Here is a 26,577-nt window from a genome sequence, read left to right as displayed (position 1 = left end):
AACCTCGCGGCGGCTGTCCCGGATCGTCGGGACCAACCCCCGGCCGCCGATATGCCCGGGCATGCCACGTAAGCCCCGGGCGAACGGATAAACGGACGCCTTGCAATGGGCACAGAGCCCGACCGGGGGAATCCGAGCGTTAAGCCCCGGGATAGAAGTCAATGATCCTCGGGTGAAGCGCGGCAGGTCCGATATTTCGCGAGGCATACGGCACAGGCAGGATCAGGGCTTTTTTTCTTTGCTTCGGGGGAGAGGTGTACGTGATGGGTGGGAAAAGCGGCGGTCTGAACAAGAAGCAGCAGCGTTTCGTTGAGGAGTACATTGTGGACCTCAACGCTACGCAAGCTGCTATTCGCGCTGGTTACAGCCAGAAGACCGCCTATCGGATCGGTCACGACCTCCTTCAGAAAACGTCAGTTTCCGACGCGATCGAGACGGCCATGGCCGAGCGGTCCGAGCGGACCAAGATCACGGCCGACGCCGTCCTTCAGGAGCTTGCCCGGCTTGCTTTCTCCGACATCCGCAAGGTGACGGTGTTCGGGGGTAAAGGTGTCACGATCAAGGAGTCTGCCGAGATCGACGACGCCACGGCCGCGGCCATTTCCGAGGTCAGCGAGACCACCACGCAGTTCGGGGGCTCCCGCAAGGTCAAGATGCACGACAAGGTGAAGGCCCTGGAACTGGCCGGCCGTCACCTGGGCCTGTTCGAGAAGGACAAGGGCCCGGGCGCGGCCGTCCTGAACTTTGTAAGCATGTGCCCCGAGCCTGCCCCACTGCCGGATGAGTTCAAGCCCCCGGTGGAGGATGGCCAGGGCTCCCAGGACGGCCAGGAATGAACGTCCAGGCCGAATACCGCCCTTTGCCGAAGCAAGCTGCGCTCCACGCCAGCCCAGCCAATGAGATCCTGTACGGCGGGGCCGCCGGCCCGGGCAAAAGCCACGCTCTGCGTATGGAGGGCCTACACTGGTGCATGCGCATCCCGGGTCTGAACGTCTACCTGTTCCGCCGCACGTTCCCCGAGCTCGAGAAAAACCACATCCTTCCGTCCCAGGCCCATTTTCCGATGGGCGTCGGCACGTTCAAGAGCCAGGCCAAGCGGTGGGACTTCGTCAACGGCTCCAAGCTTTTCTTTGCCTCCTGCCAGTATGAGCAGGACGTTTTCGCGTTCCAGGGGGCGGAAATCCACCTGCTACTCATCGATGAGCTGACCACGTTCACGGAGTTCCAGTACGACTACCTGCGCGGCCGTCTGCGCTGCGCCCTGGTCATCCCCGAGCGGTACCGCCACAAGATCCCCGGCATCGTCTGCGCCTCGAACCCTGGTGGCGTAGGGCATGCCTTCGCAAAGCGGCGATGGGTGGATTTCGTCAAGCCGATGCAGCTCAAAATGGCCGCCCAGGAAGAGGGCGGCATGCTGCGCACCTACATCCCCGGGCTGCTCCAGGACAACCCGATCCTGATGCAGCGTGACCCGGGCTATCTGGCGCGCCTGGATGCCCTCCCGGAGCCGTACCGCACGGCCTACAAAGACGGGAATTGGGACATCTTCATTGGCCAGGCCTTCGAGTTCAGCCGGGCCCGGCACGTCGTTAAACCCATGCCCATCCCCGAGCATGCGCCCCTCTACATGACGTTCGACTGGGGCTATGGCGCCCCGTTCGCCCTGGGCTGGTGGTGGGAGGATGCCGACGGCCGGCTTTACCGGTTCGGGGAGTGGTACGGCTGGAATGGCACGCCCAACCAGGGCATGCGCCTCGTTGATTCCGAGATTGCCAAGGGCATCCTGCAGCGGGAGGAGCGATGGGGCCTGAAGGGGCGGCCCATTGTCCGCTTGGCCGGGCCAGACTGCTTTTCCAAGAAGCCCGATTACCGCGGCGGCGGCCAAGGCCCGAGCACGGCCGAGGAGTTCGCCAAGGAGGGGGTTGACCTGACCCCGGGCGACCCTTCGCGCGTGACCAAAATCCGCCGTTTCCGGGAACGGTTGATGCTGCCCAAAGACGATAGCGCGCCCATGCTCCTGGTCTACGAGTCCTGCGAGCAGTTCATCCGCACCATACCTTTGCTGCAAATCGATCCCCTGAACGTCGAAGACATCGACACCACGGGCGAGGATCACATCTACGACGAGGCGTGCCACGTCTGCATGCTGCGTGCTCCGGCAGGCGACGGCCTGACGGCCGGGGCAAATTGGGGGCGGAAATCATGAGCGACAGCACGACGACAGCAATGCGTCTGGCCGGCCTCGGCGTCTACGCCAACGTGGCCGAGGACGGGACCATCTGTTTCGTCTCGGACAAAACGTATCGCCAGTGCGTCGGGTGCGGCACGGTGTTCTCTGTATCGGGCTATCTGATGGGGTTGATCGGGGTGGGGAAGTGCCCATTCTGCGGAGATATTGAAACGATACCTGTGATCAATGCCACAAATAGAGATAAATATGACAGCTAAAATGATTGAAAAGAACAAGTTGCGCGATGCAATAGTTGACGTAAGCTGCATCGTCATAAGACTTAGAGAGAGCATAAAACGTTGCGAAACAAGCGAATTGGCATCGACAAAGAAGAATTTGAATAAATCTATAAACAGTCTTGAAATTTTATGTCTTAAGTATATTGATTCGTCTAAAGATGAAAATAATGATTCTGAATATCCATTTGGTATTGATATATACGGAGAGCAGGCCGCCAAAGATTTATTCATGGTGCAGCTTGATAATAAAAGACTTAAACGGTTGGAAGTAATAAACGAGCAGTACAAAACAGAAGTCGCAAAGGCTTTTGAGTTTATCAAAAAAGAAACAAAGAGAAACGACAAGATGTCCAGAGAAAACAGAAAGCTCAAAAAGGAAAATGAAGAGTTAAAGGCCTCCATGCGATGTTGGATGGGGAGAAAAGGGAAATGCTGACAGGATGGAAAGACATCACGGCACATGCCGGTTATTCCGTGAATACAATCAAAGCCCTGATGCGCGATGAGGGGTTCCCTGTCCAGTACGTCAAAGGAAAGCCTACCGTCACGCCCGGAATGATCGAGGATTGGCTTCGCGCCCGGCTCGCTCGCCAGCACGGCCAAGAACGCGAAACCATGTCAAGGTAGTTTCTTCATGCGCTGCCCGTCACCACGCCATCGCTGACCATCACGGCCCAATACGTGGGCTACCGTGGTCGGCATGCCCACACGTGTCCATCAAATCCACATTCCCGGCCGCGACGTAGGCCCCTCGAACCGCGAAATCGACCGGATCGAGGGGACCACCACGCTCGCGGTCCCGCCTGCATCGGTCTGGCGAGACGTCGTCACCGGAGTCGATTACGCGGCCATCGCCGGTGGTCTCGCCTGGCCGACCCATCCCGCACCGGGTGCGCTGGTGGTCTTGGGTCTGCGATGGGCCCCGGGCGACCGGCGCACCTACCATGCGCTGGCGGAGGTGGTGCACGACAATCTTTTCGAGCTCGTGAACCGCTACTTTCGGTTCTCCGACACATGGGCACTCGACGCCCCGGGCCGCTGGTTCGGGTCTTACGAGCCGGAGCCCATCTACTCCTTGGCCGGCCGATGCTGCCGTGACGCCGGGCGGCTGCTGCTTCTGACGGACCTCGCATGGGAACAGCCCGACCGCTGGCCGACCTACTGCCAGCGCATTTTCGACGCCGTAGGCCCGTCCGAATCCCTCTTCACCGGGGACATGCCCGGCATCATGGCTGAGGGCACGCGGTTCACGGCCTCATGGCGCGGCGGAGTCCTCCCCGATCCCGCACAGTTCCCGCTTATGGCGGCCCTTGGTCGCGCCCTGGAGGGCCTGGATATGGTCCAGCCTCCTCGGGACCTCGTGACCGTCCCGGGCCAGGCCTACAGCGATCCCTGGGACGATGCTGCCCGTGGCGCGCACACGCCGGCTCCCGGCGAGCTCCTGCCCACAATCCCCGATTTCGACGCCCTCACGGAGGTGTTTTCGTGACCGTGATTCCTCTGCCGCTCTGGCAGTTCGTAGCCATGGCCCTGGGCCTCGTGGTGCTCCTCGTGGGGGCGCTCATGCTCGGTTGGCGTCTTGGCCGGGAGAGCGCGGGACGGCCCATGTTCCAGGCCACAGCCCGCCAGCCCAAGCCTACGGCCGCCTCGTTGCTCCCCGATGATGATCCGTGGGCCAAGGCCCAAGAGCCTGGAGGTGACGCATGAGCATGGTCCTTGTGTGCGAGATGTGCGGCACCCAGCTCGGCACGTTCGAGCCCGAGTCTCTGGCCATGCCGCTGACCGGCGCCATGTTCGGACCTCTCGGGCCCGGGTTCGCGCCGCCCTTCGACCCGGCCGCGTCCTGGGAGTTCCTGCTTTGCCCCCTCTGCCGCAAGCGGGCCATGGGCTGGGACGTGAGCGCGCCCGACCTGCTGCGCCCTGACCGCCTGTTGACCTCGGACGGCTACTGGATCGTCGGTCGGGGCCTGGAGACGCCGCCGCCGGCACCCTATGTCCACGACTCGGAGCAGCTGGCCAGGGAGTGGGAGGCGGCCGAGGCGGCGCGCGAGGCGGTTCGGCAGGAGCCCCCGGCGGCACAAGCGCACCCGGTCACGCCGGCCACGGTGCCGACCAAGACCAAGCGCAAGGGCAGGCGGTAGTCCATGGCCGACACGTCGCCCAATATCCTCCCCCCGGCTGACCAGCCCAAGGACGTCGGAAAGGTGGTCCTCGGGCTTTTCCTCGACTGCATGGCCGACCGGGAGAGCAAGAGCCTGCCGGCGCGATGGAACCGCAACTACCGCCTCGGCCAGGGAGTGCATTGGGAGCGCACGGCCAGGCAGGCCGGCGTGCCTCTGACCACAGCCAACCTGCTGCACCTGCACCGCACCCGCACGGTCAACACCCTGACCAACAACAACCCGACGTTTAACGTCTTCCGGGTTGGGCCGGAGGGCGATGAGGACGTTTTCCAGACCATCGGCCGGCTGGCCGATTACTGGTGGGCGGAGCAGGAGCAGCAGCCCGTCTTCGAGCAATCCGTCATCAACGGCGAGACATACGGCGTGACCGTGGAAAAGGTGGTCTTCGACCCAGAGCTTGAGGGAATAGGCGAGGTTGAAACCGTCGTCATCGAGCCTTGGTATTTTGGGATGCACCCCGTGGACACCCGGGACATCCAAAAGGCCAACGCCGTTCTGCACTTCCAGTCCATGGACATCCGGGAGGCACGCCGACGCTGGCCCGACTTCGCCGACAAGATCACGGCTGACGCCCAAATCTTGGAGCAGGTCAACGACACCCGCAACGAGGTGGTGACCGGCTCCGCCGCATCCGGTCTCCTTATGCGCTTCGCCGGGGCCGTGCGCTCCTTTTTTTCGGGTCCGGCCTCGAATCAGTCCAATGGGCAACAGGACCGTGTCCTCGTTATTGAGTGCTGGGCTAAGGACTACACCCAGGGCAAGGGAGGCGACCTCTACCCCGGGAAAATCCGCTGCGTGACCGTGTGCAACGCCGGGACGCTGGTGTTGGCCGACCGGCCCAACCCGAGCATCAACCCGACCATGGATGCCGTCGAAGCGGCCAAGACGTGGCTGTACGACAAGTTCCCGTTTTCCCTGGCCGTCTCGAACATCGATCCAGCAAGCCCGTGGGGTTCCTCCGACTTCGACCAGTTGGCTTCCCTTCAGATGGAAATCAACAAGTGCCTGTCCCAGATCACCTACCACAAGGACCAGGCGGCCCGGCCGAAGATCATCAATCCCCGTGACTCCGGCGTGCCCAATGAGGCGTTCAGCAACCGGATGGGCATCATCAACCCGGTTTCGGCCGCGTTGTCCCAGTCCATCCGGTACATGGAGTTTCCGAACAACACGGCCGACATCCAGGCCGTCATGGGCATCTACAAGGAATTATTGCTGCAAATAGCCGCCACGTTCGACCTGGAGCGGGGCGACACCCCGGGCCAGTCCGTCATCGCCTACAAGGCTTTGGCTGCGCTCATCGAACAGGCCTCCACGATGATGGCCGGCAAGATTCGGCATTACTCCAAGCTCATCCGTGACCGTGGGCGCATGTTCTTGAGCCACGTGCAGAACTGGTACACCGAGGAACGCTGGATCAGCTTTTCCGACGCCGACGGCCGCACTACGCCGATGAGCATCAACGGGCAGATGATGCGCGTCCCGGCCCGCCTGACCGTCGTCAACGGCTCTACCATGCCGGTCAGCAAGATCCAGCAGCGCGAAGAGGCCCTGGAGCTCTATAAAGAGCAGGCCATCGACCGGCAAGACCTCCTGGAAAAGCTCGAATACCCCAACGCCCGCGAGGTGGCCGCCCGCATGGCCGCAGGCCCGGCCGGGCAGGTGATCCAGAACCTCGTTGCCGCCGGCATCCTCCCCGCCGAAGCCGCTGACCAGGCCGCACAGGTTGCGACAATGGACCCGAAGGACGTGGCCAAGGCCGTGGAGTCCGGCGAGATCAAGCCGGCGCTCCCGGCCGGCCAGGGCCAGCCCCAGGGGCCGAGCCCCGAAGAGCAGGCCGCCGCCCAAGCTCAGGCCATCGAAGCGCAGAAGGGGCAGGCCGAGATCGAAAATACCCAGGCCGACACCCGCCGCAAGCTGGCCGAGGCCGCGAAGCTGGAAACGGAAACGGCCCTGGCCGGCAGCCGTGAACAGCGCGAGTCCGCTGACGTCGCCCAAAAGATGCAACATGACCAGGAAGTCCACAGGCTGGGCATGGTCAAAGCCGTCGGCGAGATCAAGCGCGAGTCCGAGTCCCACCGGCATAAAATAGACATGGATAGCGCCGAGGCCGGCCGCCGGGCAGTCGAGACCGAAGCCAAGGCACGTGCGGCTGCTGCTACCGAGACACCGCCGGCCCCCACGTCCCCGATCGAGGAACCCCAACCCGTAACGCCGCCCCCGAGCGGCCCCGAGGGAGGCATCAATGCCGCTTTATGATTTCGCGTGCCCGGCGTGTGGCCGCGTGACCGAGCTCATCGCGCCCATGGAGCAGTTTTTCGCCGCGTGTCCGGACTGTCACGCGCCGGCGCACCGCATCATTTCCAGCCGGGGCACCCACCGCAGCGATGCGGAGTGGGTGGAGTCCTGCACGGTCGGTTTTGATCCTGAGGACACCCGCCCCGAGGTCAAGGCGTATCTGGCCAATCCGTCCGACCGTCAGGCCCTGGCCCGGGCCATGCGCGCCGCCGGCATCCGCCACAAGGACCACGGCGAGGACGAGGCCGCCAAGCGCGCCCGCTCCATGATGGCGGACATGGGGCCGGTAACGCGCGAGGTCTTCGAGCGATTCCAGGCCCGTCACGGCCGTTAACCCAACCCACAGGAGATATGACGATGCCCGATCTGATTTCGACCGTACCCGGGGACATCGGCAGCGGCGGGCCGACCCTGCCGACTGCGGACCCCGCACCGCAACCAGTCCCGGACACCGGGGCCCCCGCGCCCGGTCCCGGCCCGGACACGCCGCCCCCCAGCGACAAGGGCGGGAGCGATCCCGGGAAGTCCGGCGCGCCGGCATTGGACACCGATACGCCGCCCGCCACCAAGCCCGATGCCACTCCGGCGCCGGCCGTGCCGGCGGAATCTCCCGAGGTGCAGGGGCTGCGTGGCAAAATCGACGCACTCACCCAGCTTGTCGGCCAGCTCATGCCGACCAAGCCGGACACGCCCGCAGCCCCGCCCAGGGATTTCGCGGGGGAGAAGGCGGCCCTGGATGAAGCGCTCAAGGCCGAGAAGATCGACCAGGCCACCTACGCCGGGAAGGTTTTCGAATTGGCCACGGAGATGGCCAAGGCCGAGGCGCAAACACTGGTCAGCGAGGGGAACCAGAACACCGTCCAGGCTGTCCAAGCCGAGCTCAAAAAGGCCCAAGACGCCACTTCCTGGAAGGCCCTGTGCGATGCCAACCCCGGGTTGTCCGGCTTCGAGCGGTCCCCCGAGTTCGCCCGCATCAAGTCCATCAACCCGTTGCACGATCCCCTGTCGGCCTACCTGACGCATCGGCTCGCCGAGGCCAAAGCCAAAACGGAAAAGGCCGTCGCGGACGCGGTGAAGGCGAAGGAAGCGGAAATGGTCGCGGCCATCAAGGCCAAGGGCAACGCGGCTGTGCTCGGCAATCCCGGCGGACAGGCCCCGCAGGGAGGGCCGGACTTCGACGCGATGCTCAAGGACCCGGGGAAATACGGCGGAGTGGCCGCCGTGCAAGCGATGAAACTGAAGCATATGCGGGCCAGCTCCGGCGCGTAAAGGAGAAACGGTATGCCTCTTACCTTTGCCGAACTCGAAAGCATCACCAATGACTACTTCCTTGCCGCCGGCGGCAAGGCCGTGGACATCTACTTCCGGGATTCGTTCCTGCTCGACTTGCTCATGAACAAACAGCGGGGCCTGTTCGAGCGGCCGTCCGGCGGTCTCAAAATCCGCATCCCCCTCAACTACTCCGGGGCCGAGGGCGGTTTCTTTACCCGCTCCGACCCGCTGTCCTCGGATGACCGCGAGAGCATCAACGCCGCCTATTTCTTGTGGAAACACGGCTACGGCAACGCGACCGTCTACATGGCCGACGAACTGGAGAGCAACGGCGACTACGCTGCGATCCAGTTCGTCAACCAGAAGATCGAGAACGCGCAGAAGACCGTCACCGCCTGGCTGGCGAAGACCATCTACGCCGACGGTACCGACACCGCGCCGACCCTGACCGGGCTTGGCTCCCTGGTCAGCACCGACACCAGCCGGCCCTATGGCGGCATCGCCGAGGTCGACTTGGTGGCTGACGACGGATCGACCCCCTGGCATGCCGTGTTCGATTCCACGGCCGAAGCCATCAGCCTTGAGGGCCTGCAAACCATGCGCTCCTCGGCCAAGCTCGGCGACGGCGCCACCGGCAAGCCCAACGTGGCCGTGACCACCGAGACCCTTTACAACAAGGTCTCCCGCATCCTCCAGGTCCAGCAGCGGTTCGTGACCGACAAGGACACGGCGTCCGCCGGCTTCACCCATCTGGTCTACGAGGGCATGACCCTGGCCGCCGACGACTACTGCCCGGCCGGGCATTGCTACGCCATCAACACCAACTACCTCGGCTTTGCCATTCACCAGGACGGCTTCTTCAAGCGTATCCCCTGGGCCGACCTGCAAGGCCCCGTCGGCCGGACCATGAAGATTCTCTGGCACGGCAACCTCATCTGCTCCAACCGCAAGGCCCACGCCGGCCACAGCAACCTGTCGTAACGCACGACTCGAAGGAGACACCGATATGTCCAAGCCCTTCAAAACCATGTTTTCGCACGGCCTGTTCGAGGCCAAGAACTCCACTCCCGAGGCCATCGGGACTCTGCGCATTTCGGACGATGGCCGGAAGTTCCGCCTGGCCAAGGCCGGCGCCGCCGTGCTCTCCCCGGGCAAGCTGGCCATGGCCCCGGCCGCCGTCGCGGATCACATCGGCCTGACCGGTGTCGCGACCAAGGTCGGCGAGGCCCGCGTCGAAATGACCGTCGGCGCCACTGCCGTCACGGACGGCCAGTACGCGGGTGGCTTCCTGCAGATCAATACCGGCACCGGTGCCGGCATGCAGTACAAGATCCAGTCGCACGGCACCTGCGCCGCTTCGGGTACGCTGACGGTGGTCCTCGAGGAGACCATCCGCGTGGCCCTGGACGCCACGTCCAAACTGTCCCTCATCCCGTCCCCCTGGATGGGCACGGTGGAGAGTGCCACCGAGGAGGGCGTTCCCGCCGGCATCACCCCATGCCCTGTCCCGGCCGGCTTCTACTATTGGGCGCAGACCTCCGGCCCCGCCATCGCGTTGATCGCCGGCGCTCCGGCCGTCGGCTCCATGCTGGTGCCCGGCGCCGTGGCCGGCAGCCTCGCCGCCATGAACGTCGAATTGGACATCGATCAGCCCGTCGTTGCCAAAACCATGGCCACGGCCGGCGTGGACACCCAGTACAAGCCCGTGCTGCTGGGCATCGAATAAGGAGCCGCCATGTCCATCACCACCCACGTGACCGGCGAGACCATCGAAGGCAACATGCGCACCGTGTTCGGCACGTTCTCCAATGTGGGGACGTCCGGGACCATCAGCACTGGCTTGTCCAGCGCGATCAAGCGCGCCACCGTCACCGGAGCCGAAACACTGACCGACGCCGGCGGCGGCGTGCTCGACGTCACGCTGCCGGCCACGGCCACCAGCGGTTTCTGGGAAGCGTCGGGGGATTGCTAGGCCATGGCCGACGCTCTCATCACCATCCCCCAGGCTGCGGCCATAGGCGTCAAGGACGCCCATACGGACACGCTACACCAGCTCGCGCAAGAGGTCATCGACACGGTCAAAGACCCCTCGATCGATGAACCGCAGGTACTGCGCTGGTTCAACCGCTGCCTGGGGGAAATGGTCACCACGCTCGCGCGCCGGGGCGTCTATCTGCCGTCCCTGGCCACATCGGGAGAGGTCGAGACCATGACCGCCACCGAAGCCGTGGCGCTGCCGGCGGACTGGCATGGCAACCTGCATGGGGCCTGGGACAATGCCACGGGCCACGCCATCAAGGTCCGGCCCTGGTCGGCCCTGCAGCGCATGCGCGGCCCGGGTCCGCTACGGCATGGGCAACTCGTCGGCGTGGCCACGTTCGCGCGGCAGTTGCGCTACTGGCTGGTCCCGCACGCGCCGCGCCGCCTCACGATCCAGTATCATCGCCTGCCTGCCCCCCTGGTGGCCCTCACCGATAAGCCGTTTGATCTGCCGCCCGAGGTCGCCTCGGCTATGCTGGTCGATTTCGCGTGTGCGACCGGATTTGCGACGAACGAACAGGAGCAGAACGACAACAAGATCAACACCACCTACCACCGCAATAGGTTTGCCGCGGCTCTGGACGATCTGGCCATCGAGGTCGGTCCTTGGCCGACGGAGGCAACCCCCATCACCGACGAAATGGGGTGGGGGTGCGTGTGATCCGTGTGCGCTTTGCCGGCTGTCTCGGCCTTAACACTCAGGTTTCCCCACTCGGGCTGGCCTACGACGGGCAGACTCAGATGTGGGAGGCGGCGCGTCTCGTCAATGCGGACGTGTTGGACGGCGGCCGGCGGACGCGACGCCGGCCCGGCTGGGATAAGGTCGAGGACGGCCACTGGCGCGATCCGTTCGAGGCCGCCGACGGAACGGCCTACGCGGTCGTTGATGACGTGCTGTGCCGGATCGCCTGGGACCGTTCGAGGCAGGCGATTGTGTCCCTGGCCACGTCCGGCCGGGTGGTCTGGACCGAACTGGACGGCACAGTCTTCTGGACCAACGGCAACGAAAAGGGCCTCATCCAGAACGGTGTGGCCGAGCAGTGGGGCGGTCGTACCTGGGATGTGGCGTCCGAGGCGGACAGGTTCACGGACCCTCCGGCCGGCCAGGCGCTCGGGGCGTATGCCGGCCGGATATGGATCGGGGTAGGCCGCGATCTGCGTTATACCGAGGGGTACGGCGGCTACCATTTCGTCAAGGCCGGGCTCAACGCATTCCGTTTCCCTGCCGAAATCACCGCGATCCGTGGCGTGGACGATGGCCTGTACGTCAGCACCACGACCGGCACCTTTCTTATGACCGGTCCGGACCCGTTACAGATGCAGCGGCGGCAGGTGGCACCTGATGGCGTGATTTCCGGCTCCGACCTGTCGGTCAGGGCCGACGACTGGGGCAAGTTCGACCCGCAAAACGCCGTGCTGTGCACCACGCCGCGCGGGATATCCCTGGCGATTGGCCAAGGCCTGTTCGTTAACTTCACGAAAAACAAGATCGCGCTCGATGCTCCGGCGACCGTGGCGGCGGCAATTGCCCTGCCACGCCGGTATGTCGTGGCGTTGCATCCGTAGGAGGCTCCTATGGCCCTGCGTCTCTCCACCGGTCTTCGCAACCAGTTACTCGGCACGAACAGCTTCAAGAGCATCATGCAAAACGGCGTGATCCGCATTTTTCCTGGTGTGCAACCGACGAGCGCCGACGACGGGGAAAGCGTTTCCCATCTCCTGGAAATCACCGTCTCCTCCGGGGTCTTCACCGCCGGCACGGCCACCAATGGTATCAACTTCGGTGACCCGGCTGACGGTTCCATTTCCAAAGCTGCCGCCGAGGTCTGGTCCGGTGCGGCCGCAGCCACCGGCACCGCCGGCTGGTTCCGCTTCTACGCCAATGACCTGACCACCGGAGCGGATACGACCCACGCCCGCTTCGACGGCTCGGTGTCCACCTCCGGTGCCCAGCTCAATATGTCGAGCACCGCCATCACCTCGGGGGCGACCACCACCATCGACAGCTTCGTCGTCACCATGCCGGCGTCGTAGCTTGTTCCTTGATCGGAGGCCGACGCCATGGACGAGCAACAGCGCAAACCGCCGGAGCAAATCAACTGGCGGCTCCTGGGCGACCGGGAGCGCGCGGACTCGCTGCGTGGCGTCGGCCTGCAATTCAAGGCGCAAGCGGCGCAACAAAACGTCTACGACTACCCTGTTTTCGTTCGGCGGTTCGCCGGGAGCGATGGCACCACCTATTCCGTGCTGCGTAACTGCGGCCCGCTGGTGGATGTCTGGACCATCGAGATTTTCTGTCCACCCCGAACGCAGCCACTTCAACCGGAGCGAGAGCCGGTGGACATTCCGGCATTGCAGGCGGGGCAGTTCTATTATGTGCCGGGGTGCAAGGCCCGGTATTCGTTTAAGGATGAAGACCTGCAAAACGAAATATATATAGCGCAGGGGTCTGTTGATCCAAACATTGACGGTACAAATAAAGGATATGGCGTCAAGACCCTCTCGTTCAAAGATGTTGGCCTCGCCTCTCTTCTTCCATCTCCTGATGGGTCAATCTCGCGGAACGCCAAGGTTTGCTATTTGGAAGGAGCAGAGCCGAACAGCGGCTTCAGCGGCGGACGTCTCCAGATGTCGTCATACAATTTGCCGACATCAGGTGCGTTTTCCGTTTCCGCGTTGGTGCGACTGCGGAAGCCGATAGAGTTGGACTATAGTTTCACGTCGAAGACGCAAGAGCTTGACTGCGGCTATCAGGTTTACAACCCCATTAAGCCGCGCATCCTGACATCTGATGACGGGACTACGTGGTCGGCAGTCTGCCCGGGAAGCGCTGTGCCACTCATTGGTTGGCATATTCCGTCGCGGTTCTCGAAACATTGGGTCAAGTTCACCTACCCGTGGCCGACGTACAACGAAAATTTCGTGGCCAGCGCAGAGCATCTTATCGGCTATCGCGAGATTGGGACGATCTGTGACGGCGAACCACTCCTCGCATCAGATTATGATTCCGCCTCGCCCTATTGGGATAAGGTGGCTGGTGAACTGGAAACACTTACAGGAGAGTTTCAGAATGGGTGGGAAGAGAACGCGGAGGTTGCCAACGCCGCGCCTTACGCCTCGTTCTGCACCTTCAAAGTCGATGGCGAGCATGGGAAGGCCGCAGGCACGCGGGCCGTTGCTTCGTTATCTGATGGATCGAAACGCTATTCGACGGTAATTTCCTATGTCTATGAGTATAATGGGGATGGCTCGGTCAAGGATACCATCCTGACGCTCAAAGATTACCAGTACAAACTTTACATGACGGACGCGCAGCCGTCTTTAGCCTTTGGGAACCAGCCATTCCCTGTCTGTCACTCACAAGGATACATGATTGGTACCAATTTTTGCGGGCTTCTTTGGTACAATGGCAATAGGATTTTGGCCGGAAAAATATGCAACTATGAATCTGAATACAGTTTGTTGCCAATCGTTTCCGACGAACTGGATATTGCAGCTTGGTATCACGTCTGTCTGGCGATGGATGCTAGCGGGAATTGTTCGCTGTATATTACGAAACAGGGCGATAATAATACGCTAATTTTCAAGAGTATGCAATCTCTTGGTAATTTTGTTCCAGAAGATGGATTTGGCGAAATACTAAAGTTACCTGTCGCCGCTGATGATTGGTCATTTACAAGGTCACCAAACGACCCTGTTTCTAAGTATACATCCCAATGGGAATTTTCTTCCTATATGGATATAACCATGATGCGCTTCTATCACCATATGTTGACTAAAGAAGAGGCTGTGCTTTTGGCGAAAGAGGCCTTCGGGCAGGCGTTCGTGGCTGATGATAGCGAGGCAGGGCAGTTACAAGGGATGGGCATGCAGGCGATGATGGTTTAATTATGGGAATCATTAAGCAGTATTATAATGAGGCTGGACAGATAGTTTCAAAATCTCCCGATCTTACAACACGAGAATTTTATCGCGATGTGATGTGCGGACACAAATTTAACGAAATGTTTGTGGCGTTACCTAAAAAGGAAAGCATTGGATACTATAAAAATGACAACTCCATTGTCGTTGTGTTTGGAGCAGGAGAAGACTGTCAACCTGCAACATTTCCAGGAGACAAAGACTATGCCTTGGTCGTTGATAACGAAGCAGTGAAAAGCGTATCGGCATTAGCTAGAGAAGCGCACAGCGGATATTCTGTCGGTGGATATGTGCAGGCTGACGTTGAAGTTCCATTCGTTTGTAGTTATGGAATAGAAATGGGGTTTATATTCAGGTCGCCAGTTGGTGTTTTGGGGCCTGACGTGAACGTAGAAATTATTGATATATCTTTAAATTCAGAAGAACAAAATACAACGATCGACGCACGCCTTACATTAAGTCCGGAAGGAATAAGCTCTGGAGGAATAGCAGATTTAAATTACAATTTATCTTCTGATTTTGGTGATATCTCCGCAAGCATGTATAACATATGGCACACATATGAAAACGGTCAGTATATATCGAAGGTTCCTGGACTTTTTACAGATGGATCAAAAAATTTAATAGAGTTCAAATTAATAGAAGGTAGTTTAAATTTTTCATTAAACGGATCTTGCATATTAACAAAAGAATACTCGTTTAATTTTCTACCTATGCTCAACAACACTAAAATTAAATACTCATCTACAATAGTAGGGGCATGGACTAGTTACTCAGATGTGGTCCGTCAACAGACGAGAACTAGTTTATATCAAACATTTTTGAAAATTTTATAGGACCTTATGAAACTTCCTTACCCCCAATCCATCCCCTGTGTCTTTAACAACTTCCCGGTCGCTCTGGATATCCGCATGGGGCCGTCCGCTGGTGATATTGTAGCTGGCGCATCTCTCGGTTCCAAGTTCACGTTGATGCGGACGCCCAAGTGCGGAGTCCCTCAGGGCGACTATGTGGTCGGCTCCGCGCTCCCTGATTGCCGCATGATTTATAGTGACACGGGTAACGATGATGATTTTACGATCAAGGCCTCGTTTATCGGATATGGGACGTTCTACAAATACACAAGTTCTGACGAGTTCCTTCGGTTCCAGGTTTACAAGGCTATCGCTATCGAGACAAGCATGATAGGTGAGCTTGTTTTTGGAGATATCTTCGACTGTGAGACGCTTATTCCGGCTACTCAGGATGTCGAAGCATTATTCAACTATGAAAGTCCATCAATCCAGTACACTGAACAGACAACATCAGGATCGGATACAAATGGTGGATATGTTTGGATCAATGGGACGAAATATTACATTCCATCAGGAATGAGTATAGATTTTATTGGATCGTCAAGCGGGAAACACACCGTTTCAATTGTTAATAATACTGTGGTAATAAGTTGATGACCACCATTTTCGACTACATCGCCACCATGGAAGCTGCCGCCGTGGACAACCCCACGGGCGACGGCGTCTGCATCATGGCTCTGCCTACCGGAGCCGGTACGGCCACCTGCGGTGTGGTTGGCCTGGTCACGCTCCTGGCCCCTGTGGTCGAGGCATCGGGCGATTGGGCTCCCAACGCCAAGGTGGCTTTGCCTGTGCTCGGCAGCACCGGCACAACGGACGGCTACCGCCCGGCCTGGGGCACGCCCGAACTGACGGCCCTGACCGCCTCCGGGGCCGGGCACGTGCTTATCGAGTCGCAAGCTCTGCTGCCGCCGCTGTATGCCGTCGGCTCCACCGGAGCCATAGCCAGCAACGCCTTGCCGTCCTGGTCCGCTTACGGACTGGATGGCTCGTTTAGCCGCACGGCCACGGGAGCGATGACGCTTCCGGCCCTGGCTGACGAGGCCTACGTCTGCGGCCTGGACAAACCTATTGCCAATGGGGCCACGTCGGCCGCCGTGGTGCGGCTGTTGCAGCAGGGCAGCATCACTATCGCGGATGCGGCGGCGTCCATTTGCGCTGGCCTGACCGATCAGGATGTCATGGCCCGGGCTATCATCCGGTATGTGGCCGATCTCCTGACCTACACGTCCGACGGGGACGGCATCGGCGACACCTGGATGTGCGCCGTGGCCACGCTGCGAAAGGAGCATGGCGACTGCGAGGACGGTTCGATCCTGGCCCATTCGCTGATGCTTGCTGCCGGCATCGACCCGGGCCGCATCCGCACGGCGTTCGGCACGGTGTTGACCACGGCTTTGGTCGAAACCGGCCACGCCTGGGGCATGTACCGGCGGACCACGGATGAGGAGTGGATTCCCCTCGACTGGACCCGGGGCGCCTCCACCTACGCCGGGGCGTTGACCACGATCAAGCGGCAGGTGGACGTGACCGACGCCTACACGGCCATTTCCTACATCCTGACCGATGAGCGGTTCTACGCGGTCAACGACGCGGACTATATTTCCAAGCTCGAGGCCAACCGTTCCACGGGTGACATGGCGCTTCCGGTGCCGACCGCTGCGGGAACGATCAGCCTTTCCGCCTTGGGAGCGATGACGCTGTTCAAGGGGACGTTGGGCCTGACCATGACGGCGTCGGGCCGCTGTGGGGCGCGCGCTGCGATGACGCTGCCCAACGCGGCCATGGCCGCGACCGGCAAACAGGCCAACGCGACCACGGGCGAAATGGTGCTTCCGGCCCCATCGGTCGTGGCCCGGACCGGCGCGCATGCCGATTGTGCATTGCCCGTGTTTGCCATCTCGGGGGGAGCCGGCGGCGGCGGCCACGCATCGTTCAAGCTGCCGCATCTGGCCATTGTCGCAAGCGCCGTGTCGGAGTTGCTGGCCGATGCCTCCTTGAAACTGCCGAAACCGACCGTGGCGGCCCGGGCCGGCGTGGGCGGCCTGTGCGACGGCGCGTGCGACCTGCCCTTGCCGCGCGGTTATGGGCGTGCTGTCCAGGGGCCTGCGGCGCGGGTGCTGGTGGATCTGCCGCATCTGGTCGTGGTCGGCGCTGCCTCGCCGCTCTCCGAGGCGATGGCTGATTTGTCACTGCCGATCCCTGCCATGCGCGGGCACGCCATCCCGGCCGCGCCCTGGGCGCATGACCTTGTCTACGACTCCACGAGGTGGACATGAGCGATACGCTGACGCTGTCTGTGGCGGCCGATTCCGGAGCCGTCAGCCAATATCTTGGGCTTCCCTTCACGGGATTTTTCTCCATGAACGGCGTGGTCTACGGCTGCGCGCCGGACGGCCTGTACCGCCTTGGCGGGGATGACGACGCCGGAGAATCCATAGTGGCCATCATCGAGGGGCCGCGCATCGATGTCGGCACGGACATGGTCAAGCGGGTGCGTGGTGGGAGCATCCAGGGGGCCAACATCGACGGACTGTCGCTTTTCGCGCGGTGCGACGGCGGGGACTGGATGCCGGGCACGCCGCTTGGCCAGGGGCAGTTTGTCTTCGGCCGGGATTGCATGGGCACGGACGCGCAGTGGCGCGTCGAGAGCGACGGCAGCGATTTCGAGTTCACGAGCGTGAGTCTGGATCTTCTCAATCTCGGCAGACGGCGCAGGAGAGTGTAATGGCCACCGACATTTCTGAAATTCAGGCTACCAGTCTTAACTATTCGTCGGAGATCCAGTCCCAGTTGAACGACGTGCTGGCGTCTCTGGCCTCGGGCGTGCTCATCGACGCGCCGAGCGTGTCCGAACCGTCCACGCCGGATTCACCGTCCATGTCGGGCATGCCGTCCGCTCCGAACGTGCAGGGGCTTTCCTTCACCGCTCCCGAGGCCCCGACCGCGCCGGAACTGGCCACGGCCACGGTGCCCGACGTGGAAACGCCGACGCTGACGGCGACGGCTCCGTCGTTGTCTTTCCCCAGCTTCGACGACATCATTTTCCCGACGGCGCCGGGCGATGCTCCCGAGGTGACGGACATCGACATTCCGGCCGATCCAGACGTGACGTTGCCGGAAGTGCCGGAGCTTCTTGACACCGACGTGCCCTCAATCCCGTCCATCGTCATCCCGCAGTTCGAGGGCGTGCGGCCGACGCTGCCGGCCATGGACACGCCGGGGGCCGTCTTTTGCTACCAGGAAGGGGAGTTCGGAAACCCTCTGTGGGACGCCTTGCAGGCGCAGCTTGCCGATGACTTGCTCAATGGTGGCGACGTCTCGGCCATCGCCGGCATGGTTAATCTGATGGCCCAGGACATCGCCGCGGTAACCGAGGACGCCGAGCGCAAGAAGGAGGAGATCAGAAACCGCTTTGCCGCCCAGGGGTTCGCCACAGGCTGTGGCCCGGCCGAGGAGTTGATGCGCCTGGCCGAACGCGACGCCGATCGGGATATCCAGCGCATCCGCTGGCAGAGCACAAGCCGGCAAATGGAACTGACGGTGCAAAGCCGCCAGTTCACGGTGCAGCAGGCGCTTCAGGCCGTCGTGTCCGTGGCCCTGGACGTCTTCAACCAGGGGAACGCGAGAGCCCTGGATGCAGCCAAAGCCGGCGCGCAGTTCGCCTACCAGGATGTGGATGCGCGGATCAGCCTCTTCAACTGCCAGGTCTCCACATTCCAGGCCGAGGCCACGGTAATGGAGGCGCGTATTCGGGCCTCGCTCGCCGTCCTGGAGCAAAGCAAGCAGGAGCTCGAGGCGGCCCGGATTCGTGGAGAGCTCAACCAGCAGCGCGTGGCCACCTATTCCGCGCAAATCCAGGCCGTGGGCCAGATCGTCGAAATTTTCAAGGCCCGCATGACCGCCGCCCAGGTCGCCGCGGACGTTCAGAAATCCCGACTCCAGGCGTACGAAACTGGCGTCCAGGCCTATGCCTCCCGGGTCAATGCCACGACGGCCCAGTACAACGCCAAAGTTGCCCAAATTTCCGGCGAGAAAGCCAAAGCGGAAGTCTATTCCGAGCAGGTCCGGGCCTATTCCGCTGCCGTCGAGGGCGCGAAAACGACCGCCGAGATCGGGTCTATCCGGGCCGACATCGTGGCCAAGCACAATACGTCGGCCGTCACCCTCTATCAGGCCTCTACGGCCGCCTATCAGGCCAACTGGCAGGGCATCATCGGGCAGGTGGATGCGCTGGTCAAAAACACGGCCAACGTGATTGCTGCCTATGATGCGCAGACGCGGGGTGCGGCGTCGGAAAACGATGCCCGGCTGCGCCAGTTCCTGGGGCAGGCGCAGGTGTATCAGGCACGACTGCAGGCCAGCGTGCAGGAAGCGGATATGTCTCTGCGCTGGGGCGAGAGCAAGGCGCGCCTGAATCAGGCCAGCATGCAGGCCATTGCGCAGGTGCTCGGCTCGGCTATCTCGTCCGCCCTGGCCCAGGTGCATGGCTCCGCTTCGGATTCCAATTCGACCAGCAAGGCGACGAGCGACGTCACCTCTACCAGCACGTCCACCAGCACCGTGGATTCGACGAGCAAATCCACAAGCAATGGCTATTCCGAGAGCAAAAACTACAACTACACGGCATCCGTCTAGGAGGCATCGCCATGGCCACGCAGGACGATCTTTTCTTTCGGGGCGCGCTGCGGCGCAAGCAGGCCATCCAGCAGCAGCAGGCCGACACGGCTACCCAGGATGTGACGCAGCGGCCGGAAATGCAGGCCCGGTCGGATGCTGCCGCGATGGATAGGGCGCAAATTGGGGCGCAAACCCAACTCTCCGCGACCGACATGACCAATCAGTCCCAGGCTTCTCGGGCCGCAGCAGCGAACGCAACACAAATGAACATCGCGTCCTTGCAGGATCAGGGTGCTTCCGCTCGCACTGGCATGCAGACCGGAACACAAATGGCCATTGCGGGCATGGAAGACCGGACGAAGAGGACACAGTTGGCAGAGGAAAGCTACCTCAAACGCCAAGCCCTCACCCGGCCGACTACTATCTATGACCAAGACGGCATGCGCACTTCTGCCCCTGGTGTCGATTTCTCCCAGCCGGGGAGTGTAGGGATTGAGTCCCCTCTTGACGAAGATGCTCGTCGTCGGCGGGCTGCTGCGGCTGGAATTCAGTATTAAAGCCTGCCGCCCCATTTGGGGTGGTGTTCCTCGGGGAGAGCACAGTTATGCCTCAGCAATACAATGTTGATGATATCACTGCGGAAATGGCTAGACGCGAAGCCGCACGGAAAGCCGTCGCCGGGGGGACTACTCTTGATGCTGAGGCGTCTCTTGTGCCGAATAATCCCAGGGCCGGTCTTTTTGCCACCCAGGCGTCTACGTTGACGCCGGCTATGGACACCAGTTCCCCGCCGGCCAAGACGTCCATGCCGGTTGCCCCCGATCAAACGCGCAATCCCACTGTGATGCCTGATCCCGCGGCCACTCCGCCGGAAAACCCACGGTCTGGTTTATGGGGCTTCCTGGCCGGCGGCCAAGATGAGGCCGGGTCAAACGGTCAGCCCAGACTTACCCTTTCCCGGCTTGGCGGCGCGGCCATCGAGGGCCTGAAGTCCGGGGTGAAGCAGATACCGAAAGCCGTGGAAGCACAGAACGTGCGCACGGGATGGGAGGCGGAACACCCCGAGCAGGCCGACGTCAACGCGTACCGCAACAGCGTGTTGGCCGATCCGCAGAGCGCCAAACGCTTCGGGGAACTGGTGGCCGGCGGCACCAGCGAAGAGGACGCTTTGCGCCAAGTAGTGGGCGAGGGGGCCAAGGCCGGAGAGCAGGCCATGCAGAAAACCGGGCAGACCCTGGAAAAGGCCATGCCCGAGGATGAGCGGTACGCCGGCGGCAAGTCATCCGGCATGCTTGAGGGCGCCATCAGAGGGACAACGGAGTTTGCCCCCTCCCTGGTGGCCAGTGCCGTGAACCCGATCCTGGGCCTTGTCACCACGACCGGGCAGCTTGCCGGCGGTCACTACGAGCAGTTCAAGGGTGAGGGCGCGGAGCCGGCCCGGGCCGCACAGGCGGCTTATGGAAGCGCGGCCGTCGAAGCACCTCTTTTCGCAGCCACGAACCTTTTCAACGTGGGCGTTCTGGGAAAGGTCTTCGGCAAGAACCCCCTTTCGCTCAAGTTCACCCAGGCCATGGCCGGCGCAAATTCGGCGGGCGCCGTCGGGGCCCTGTCCAGCATTCCGCAGGAAGTGGCCAGCACATGGTCGAAAAACCCGGACATGACCCTGAAGGACGCCGTGGATGCCACGGGCGAGAATCTTCACGACACCATGGACGATAAAGGGAACGTGCAACCCGGGTTGCTCTCGAAGATGGGCGAAGCCTACTTGGCCAACGCCTTGGGCGCCGGGCTCATGCACGGTGTCGGTTTTACCCTCGGCAAAGGGGCCGAGCTTGTCGGCGGCCAATCCCCTGCCGAGCGGGCCGCTACGGTGCAGAAGCTCTACGTGGCCGATATGCTCAACACGCCCGGGGAAGTCGAGAAGTTCATCAAGACGGCCAGCCCGGAGGAGATGCAGCAGGTCTACGGCATCGCCCAGAATATCGCCGAGAACATGCCGGGGAAAGTCGAACGGTCTCTGGCCTTGCGCGACATCTCCATGGGCCGCCCCATCCTGGAATCGCTGAAGGGGCAGGATGGTCCTGAGGTGACGCCTTTCACCGAAGGGTTGCTCAAGCTCGACCAGGCCATGAAGGGGCAGGCCGAGAAACCCGAGGGCGTGCCCTATGGCCCGGAGCAGACGGCATTGCCGGAATCTCCGGGGGAGACGCCACCGCTTACGCGCAAAGACTTGGCCGAGATGGTAACGGGCGACCTGGATGCCCAGGACCGCCTCATGGAGATTGCCGATTCCTACGGCATCAAAGAGCCGCACAAGATGGAGCCGGCGGACCTGGTGGACAACATCATGTCCGCACAGGACGAGCAGCAGGACCAAGCGCGACAGACCAAAGCCATGGCCGACATGCAGGCCCAGGCCGAACAGGCGCGAAACGACATCCTGGCGGCACAGGACGAAGCCGGCCGGCTGGACGCCATCAAGCGGTTCGAGGATGCCACGAAATCTTTGGCGCAGATGCCGGCGCTTCCTGAAGGGCAGGGGTTTGACCTTGTCCCGCATGAGCAGCGCCGGGACGTGCAGGGCGGCCGGTCCCTGCAGGAAGAGCAACTTTCGGGCTTGGACCAGACCCCGGCCCTCCCCGAGGGCCAAGGGTTCGATCTTGTGTCCGATGCCGAAAGGCGCGACCGCCTCCCGGCCAGGCTGGACGAAGCTCCCACTATGCCGGCACAGGAGGCCACGCCGGAAGGCTTCGCAAAGACCTACGGCATCCCCGAGACGCCGGAATTCCTCGACGCGATCAAGCAGTATCAGGAGATCACGGGGGAAGGCCGGGTAAAGGAAACAGCCCCCGCCATCGCCCCCCAGGAAGCGCAGGCGCTTGAGCTCCAACGCCGTGGCGTCGAGGCCGAGATTCGGGCGGCTGAAGCCCGGGGGGAACAGCCCGATCCCGAATTGTTGGCCGAGCGGGATAGCGTCAACAGGCAGTTGGCCGGAGAGCCGCAGCCGCAGCCGGCAAAACCGCAGGCGGAGTCGAAACTTCCCGAGGATCAGTTCCCGGGGGCGATGTTCAAAGAGGATAGCCGCTTTCGGAAATCCCCGACCGCCCAGGGTGTCCCCACTGCCACGGTCGAAGAGTGGCTTTCGCCTGTTCGCCATCGGCTGGCCGAGCACATCAATCTGAAGGTCGCCAACACCCCAGAGGATATCCCGCCGGCAGACCGTGCGCGCCTTGATTCCCAGGACCCGAACTGGATGAAGAACAGCACCGGAGCCGCCACCAAGGACGGTTCCTATATCTTGGCCTGGAACCTCAAGGGCGACCGAAACGAGGTCCGGGCCCTGGCCACCCATGAGGTGAAACACCAGGCCATGTTCCAGCTCTTCGAGCGGTTGGCCGAGGAGAAGCCCTACAACGGGATGGCCGCCCAGCAGATGGCCAAGGTGCTCAATCCTCTCATCGAGGCCCGCCGCAGCGAAATCGAAACCCTCATGCGCGGTCAGTACGGCAAGGATTTCAACCCGGGAAACCGGCTGCACATGCTGGTTGGCGCGTCGGAATGGCTGGCCGACGCCCATAACGTTGAGCCGAAGCTGTACGAGCGGTTCATGGCCGCCATCCGTGCCGCATTACGTTCGGTCGGGGAAAAGCTCGACATCTACTGGCTCAAGGACATGAAGATGTCCGATGCCGAGATTAAATCCTTCAACGCCAGGGTCATGCGCGAAGCCTTGCAATCTGATGTCCCGGTCAGTGCGATGCCCAGTTATGAGGAGTTGAATCAGCGGCAGGCGGCGGAAGGCGAACAGAAGCCCGTCGACCTGGACAGCCCCGAGTTCGCCGCCGCTTTTAGAAAACAAACGCCAACTATTCCCACGCGCGCCGGGACAGCTTTCGAGGATCCGGCTGTGGAAGCACGCTTCCGCGAAGCTGCCAAAGGCATCGAGGACCAACGTGGCATGGCCGAGCGCGGGAAAACTTGGCTCGGGGAGCAGGTGGCCGGCTTCACCCACCATTTTATCCATATGCCCAATACACCGGAATTCGCTGAAGCCCACGAGGCCTTGCGTCAGCTTGAGGCCGCCCCGACCGCGGCCAAGGAAGAGGCCGTGCGCAACCTGCGCGCCGTCACAGGCAAGCTCTCCCCGGGAGCTTATGACCTTTTCACGCGCAAGGTCATCCTCGACGATTTGGCCCACGAAGCTTCCTTGGGCCATGATCTGCCCTTCGGCTTCACCCCCGAGACGATGGCCAAGGAAAAGGCGAAGATAGACCGGGCCGCTGATGTCACCCCCGAAGTTAAGGACGCCCTGGCCACACGCAAAGCCATCATGGACGATCTGACGGGGAAGCTGGTGGACGCCGGCATTCTCTCCGAAGACCAGGTCAAGAACCCGGCCTATTTCCGCCACGAGGTCCTGAAATACGCCCGGGAGTGGCAGCAGTCGCAGGGCACGGGTTCGACACTCAAGAAGCCCAAGCCCGGCTACGCCAAGGGCCGCGAAGGCTCCACCGAGGACATCAGCGCGAACTACCTGGAGGCGGAATACGCCTTCATGCAGCGGGCCATGGTGGACCTCAAGACGGCCGAGACCCTGAAGAAGATCCAGGGTCGGTATGACGTGATGCCTCAAGTTAAGACCGCTGCTCAGGAGGCCAACCTCCGGGCTTTGGCCACCATGGGCATGGACGCCAAGGGCATGACCGAAGCACAGAAGCGGGAAGCCCTGGGCGGAAAATACAAGACCTGGGAGTCGATGATCCCGGATGGGTATGACCGCTTCCAGGCTGACAAAGGGCTTGTCTACCACACGGGCAATGGCATCACCGACAAGGCTATGCTTTCGCTCATGGAAGCCCTGCAGATGGACGACAAGGCCTTCCAGGCCCAGGCCCCGGAAGTGGTCCTCGACGTGCTGAGCGGCGTGCGCCAGCAAATCATGGTGGGCGGCAAGAAACCCGAAATGGTCTTACCCAAGTCCATCGTCGAGACCCTCAACAACCTGCGCCCCAAGGCCGAGCGGAGTTTCTTCGATCAGGCCCTTTCAAAGCCCCTGGGGCTCTGGAAGCAGTGGGTCCTCGTGAACCCGCGCCGGGTCATCAAGTACAATCTCAATAACATGGCTGGCGACCTGGATGCCGTCCTTGCCGGGAACCCGAAGGCCCTTGCTCGACTCCCCGAGGCCATTCGGGAGCTCCGCGACGTCATGAAGGGCGGCGAGCCCTCCCAGGACTACCGGGACGCCGTGGCCAGGGGCGTGTTCGACTCCGGCCTGTCCGTCCAGGAAATTCCCGACGTGGCCAAGCTGGATGCTTTTCATAATCTTGCGGCCGAGCGCTCCGGGAAAAACTTGCTGGTCAATCCTCTGACGTGGGCGCGCAAGGGATGGCGCACGCTCCAGGACTACACGCAGTTCCGGGAAAACTGGATGCGCCTTGCGGCCTACAAGGACTACCTGCGCCGCATCGATGCCGGCGAGGACATGCGTTCCATCGGCTACGGCGCTTCTGATCCGAAGATCGTGGATGCTCTGTCCGACCCCAAGGACAAGGCCGCCATGCTGGCCCGGACCCTGGTGGGCGATTACGGCGCCGTCTCGCACTATGGCCAGGGCCTGCGCAACAAGGTCATTCCCTTCTATTCGTGGATGGAAGTCAACACCAAGCGGTACGGCCAGCTCATGAAAAACGCCTTTGACCAGGGCATCGGCCAGGGCTTCAAAACTGCCGGTCTCACCGGGGCCGCACTTGGTGCTCGGGCTACCGTGTATCTCGGGCTTCGCATGGCCGCCATGTACGGGCTTATCTCCACCTACAACCATCTTTTTCATAAGGATGAGGAGGAAAGCCTTTCTCCGCTGGATCGGCAGCAGCTTCACCTTATCCTCGGTAGAGATAAGGATGGAAACGTTCACACCCTTCGTTTACAGGGGGCGCTTTCTGACTTCCTGGGCTGGTTCGGCTTCTCCGATGCCGTGGGGGCCATACAGGAGGTGCAAAACGGCCGGGGCAGCTATGCCGACGTGCTCAAGGCCGTGGCCAAGGCGCCGGTCAACAAGATCGCCGGAGGTCTGACCCCCTTCCTCAAGACGCCGCTGGAACTGGCTATGGGACAGTCCCTCTATCCCGACGTGTTCAACCCGCGCCCCATGCAGGACCGGGCCCGGGAAGCGGCGCGCCTGTTCAGCGCCGAGAACGAGTATGATGCCTTCATGAACAAACCCACCCGGGGGTACTGGCAATCCTGGCTCCAGGCCGTGGATTACAACCGCAACGTCGGAGAGATCGCCTACAACAATACTATGGGCCGTATCCGCCAATTCAAGGAAGACAAAGGTATGGAGGGGGCCGGTTCATACTCGACTCCGAAAAGTCGCGTCATTCGAGAATTCAAGCAGGCCATGCGTTACGGCGATGAATCGGCAGCCCATACAGCGTTGGGGAAAATGATGGCCTTGGGCGTGACCGGGGATGACTTGGAAAAGTCGCTCATTCGCTCCGCGCCACTGGCTGGGCTGGCCAGAAAGGATCGGGCCGAGTTCATGGCTACCCTGACGACCAAAGAACAGGACCAAGTAAAGGCGGCCGAGGAATGGTACAAGGACACATTCCTGGACACTGACGAACTCAAAACCAAGTATGACTTCAATGAGCTTCAGGCAGACTATAATTTGTTGAATAAGCAAAAGAAGGAACTGCTTAAATCCGGGCATCAGACTGAGGCTCGTGCGCTCATTGTGCAAAATTCTCTCGGTAAGAAGGCGGCGCTCATCGCTCATGTGCTTGAACTGAAGGCCGGGAGGAAGCGGGTGGAAGAGTCCAGGCGGCTGCCGGAAGACGAGAAGGCTGCAAGGCTTAGGGAATATGACAAGCGCATTGTCGAGACCATGAGAAGGGCTTTGGCGGTGGTAGAAAAATAAA

The 26,577-nt window shown here is 61.6% G+C and carries 25 protein-coding genes; all 25 read left to right on the top strand.

Going from position 1 to position 26,577, the window contains the following annotated elements:
* Positions 1-263: 263 nt before the first annotated feature.
* The 25 genes from K9F62_03120 (at position 264) to K9F62_03000 (ending at position 26,576) form a co-directional block, all read left to right on the top strand.
* Positions 264-836, top strand: coding sequence for a terminase small subunit (locus K9F62_03120; protein ID UJX41706.1), 573 nt, complete (start codon positions 264-266; stop codon positions 834-836).
* Entirely contained in the window at positions 833-2,206 is a 1,374-nt protein-coding gene (locus K9F62_03115) for a terminase family protein (protein UJX41705.1), read from the top strand. The genes K9F62_03120 and K9F62_03115 overlap by 4 nt, the downstream gene beginning before the upstream one ends.
* Complete coding sequence (locus tag K9F62_03110; GenBank protein UJX43286.1) at positions 2,203-2,448, top strand: hypothetical protein; 246 nt, start codon at positions 2,203-2,205, stop codon at positions 2,446-2,448. Before K9F62_03115 ends, K9F62_03110 begins: the two co-directional genes overlap by 4 nt.
* Positions 2,438-2,905: a hypothetical protein gene (locus K9F62_03105; GenBank protein ID UJX41704.1), complete on the top strand. Its 468-nt coding sequence runs from the start codon at positions 2,438-2,440 to the stop codon at positions 2,903-2,905. Before K9F62_03110 ends, K9F62_03105 begins: the two co-directional genes overlap by 11 nt.
* Positions 2,899-3,096 (top strand): hypothetical protein, encoded by a 198-nt coding sequence (locus tag K9F62_03100; GenBank protein UJX41703.1) that lies wholly within the window; start codon positions 2,899-2,901, stop codon positions 3,094-3,096. The genes K9F62_03105 and K9F62_03100 overlap by 7 nt, the downstream gene beginning before the upstream one ends.
* A 277-nt stretch (positions 3,097-3,373) precedes the next feature.
* Positions 3,374-3,958, top strand: coding sequence for a hypothetical protein (locus tag K9F62_03095; protein UJX41702.1), 585 nt, complete (start codon positions 3,374-3,376; stop codon positions 3,956-3,958).
* Positions 3,955-4,176 carry a hypothetical protein gene (locus K9F62_03090; GenBank protein UJX43285.1) on the top strand — a complete coding sequence of 74 codons (222 nt, stop codon included), beginning with the start codon at positions 3,955-3,957 and terminating at the stop codon, positions 4,174-4,176. The genes K9F62_03095 and K9F62_03090 overlap by 4 nt, the downstream gene beginning before the upstream one ends.
* A complete protein-coding gene (locus tag K9F62_03085; protein ID UJX41701.1) occupies positions 4,173-4,610 on the top strand; it encodes a hypothetical protein in 438 nt (145 codons plus the stop codon). The genes K9F62_03090 and K9F62_03085 overlap by 4 nt, the downstream gene beginning before the upstream one ends.
* Positions 4,611-4,613: 3 nt before the next feature.
* Positions 4,614-6,911 (top strand): hypothetical protein, encoded by a 2,298-nt coding sequence (locus K9F62_03080; GenBank protein ID UJX41700.1) that lies wholly within the window; start codon positions 4,614-4,616, stop codon positions 6,909-6,911.
* Entirely contained in the window at positions 6,898-7,284 is a 387-nt protein-coding gene (locus K9F62_03075; protein ID UJX41699.1) for a zinc ribbon domain-containing protein, read from the top strand. The genes K9F62_03080 and K9F62_03075 overlap by 14 nt, the downstream gene beginning before the upstream one ends.
* Positions 7,285-7,307: 23 nt before the next feature.
* Positions 7,308-8,219 (top strand): hypothetical protein, encoded by a 912-nt coding sequence (locus K9F62_03070; protein UJX41698.1) that lies wholly within the window; start codon positions 7,308-7,310, stop codon positions 8,217-8,219.
* 12 nt (positions 8,220-8,231) lie between these two features.
* On the top strand, positions 8,232-9,203 hold the full coding sequence (locus K9F62_03065; protein ID UJX41697.1) for a phage major capsid protein: 972 nt from the start codon (positions 8,232-8,234) through the stop codon (positions 9,201-9,203).
* Positions 9,204-9,228: 25 nt separating this feature from the next.
* Entirely contained in the window at positions 9,229-9,948 is a 720-nt protein-coding gene (locus K9F62_03060) for a hypothetical protein (GenBank protein UJX41696.1), read from the top strand.
* A gap of 9 nt (positions 9,949-9,957) precedes the next feature.
* Positions 9,958-10,194 carry a hypothetical protein gene (locus tag K9F62_03055; protein ID UJX41695.1) on the top strand — a complete coding sequence of 79 codons (237 nt, stop codon included), beginning with the start codon at positions 9,958-9,960 and terminating at the stop codon, positions 10,192-10,194.
* A 3-nt stretch (positions 10,195-10,197) separates the two neighbouring features.
* Entirely contained in the window at positions 10,198-10,923 is a 726-nt protein-coding gene (locus tag K9F62_03050; protein UJX41694.1) for a hypothetical protein, read from the top strand.
* A complete protein-coding gene (locus tag K9F62_03045; protein UJX41693.1) occupies positions 10,920-11,828 on the top strand; it encodes a hypothetical protein in 909 nt (302 codons plus the stop codon). The genes K9F62_03050 and K9F62_03045 overlap by 4 nt, the downstream gene beginning before the upstream one ends.
* Before the next feature lie 9 nt (positions 11,829-11,837).
* Complete coding sequence (locus K9F62_03040; GenBank protein ID UJX41692.1) at positions 11,838-12,296, top strand: hypothetical protein; 459 nt, start codon at positions 11,838-11,840, stop codon at positions 12,294-12,296.
* Positions 12,297-12,323: 27 nt separating this feature from the next.
* Positions 12,324-14,150, top strand: a complete 1,827-nt coding sequence (locus K9F62_03035) for a hypothetical protein (protein ID UJX41691.1) — start codon at positions 12,324-12,326, stop codon at positions 14,148-14,150.
* 2 nt (positions 14,151-14,152) lie between these two features.
* Complete coding sequence (locus tag K9F62_03030; GenBank protein UJX41690.1) at positions 14,153-15,019, top strand: hypothetical protein; 867 nt, start codon at positions 14,153-14,155, stop codon at positions 15,017-15,019.
* A 6-nt stretch (positions 15,020-15,025) separates the two neighbouring features.
* A complete protein-coding gene (locus tag K9F62_03025; protein ID UJX41689.1) occupies positions 15,026-15,631 on the top strand; it encodes a hypothetical protein in 606 nt (201 codons plus the stop codon).
* On the top strand, positions 15,631-17,316 hold the full coding sequence (locus K9F62_03020) for a transglutaminase-like domain-containing protein (protein UJX41688.1): 1,686 nt from the start codon (positions 15,631-15,633) through the stop codon (positions 17,314-17,316). The genes K9F62_03025 and K9F62_03020 overlap by 1 nt, the downstream gene beginning before the upstream one ends.
* Positions 17,313-17,765, top strand: coding sequence for a hypothetical protein (locus tag K9F62_03015; GenBank protein UJX41687.1), 453 nt, complete (start codon positions 17,313-17,315; stop codon positions 17,763-17,765). The genes K9F62_03020 and K9F62_03015 overlap by 4 nt, the downstream gene beginning before the upstream one ends.
* A complete protein-coding gene (locus K9F62_03010) occupies positions 17,765-19,675 on the top strand; it encodes a hypothetical protein (protein UJX41686.1) in 1,911 nt (636 codons plus the stop codon). The genes K9F62_03015 and K9F62_03010 overlap by 1 nt, the downstream gene beginning before the upstream one ends.
* An 11-nt stretch (positions 19,676-19,686) precedes the next feature.
* Complete coding sequence (locus K9F62_03005) at positions 19,687-20,214, top strand: hypothetical protein (GenBank protein UJX41685.1); 528 nt, start codon at positions 19,687-19,689, stop codon at positions 20,212-20,214.
* 215 nt (positions 20,215-20,429) lie between these two features.
* Entirely contained in the window at positions 20,430-26,576 is a 6,147-nt protein-coding gene (locus K9F62_03000; GenBank protein UJX41684.1) for a hypothetical protein, read from the top strand.
* Position 26,577 lies beyond the last annotated feature (1 nt).

The organism is Desulfovibrio sp. JY, assembly GCA_021730285.1.
In the GTDB taxonomy this organism is placed as follows: domain Bacteria; phylum Desulfobacterota; class Desulfovibrionia; order Desulfovibrionales; family Desulfovibrionaceae; genus Solidesulfovibrio.
The sequence above is the reverse complement of the archived record's forward strand: the minus strand, read 5'-3'. Positions and strand labels throughout refer to the sequence as shown.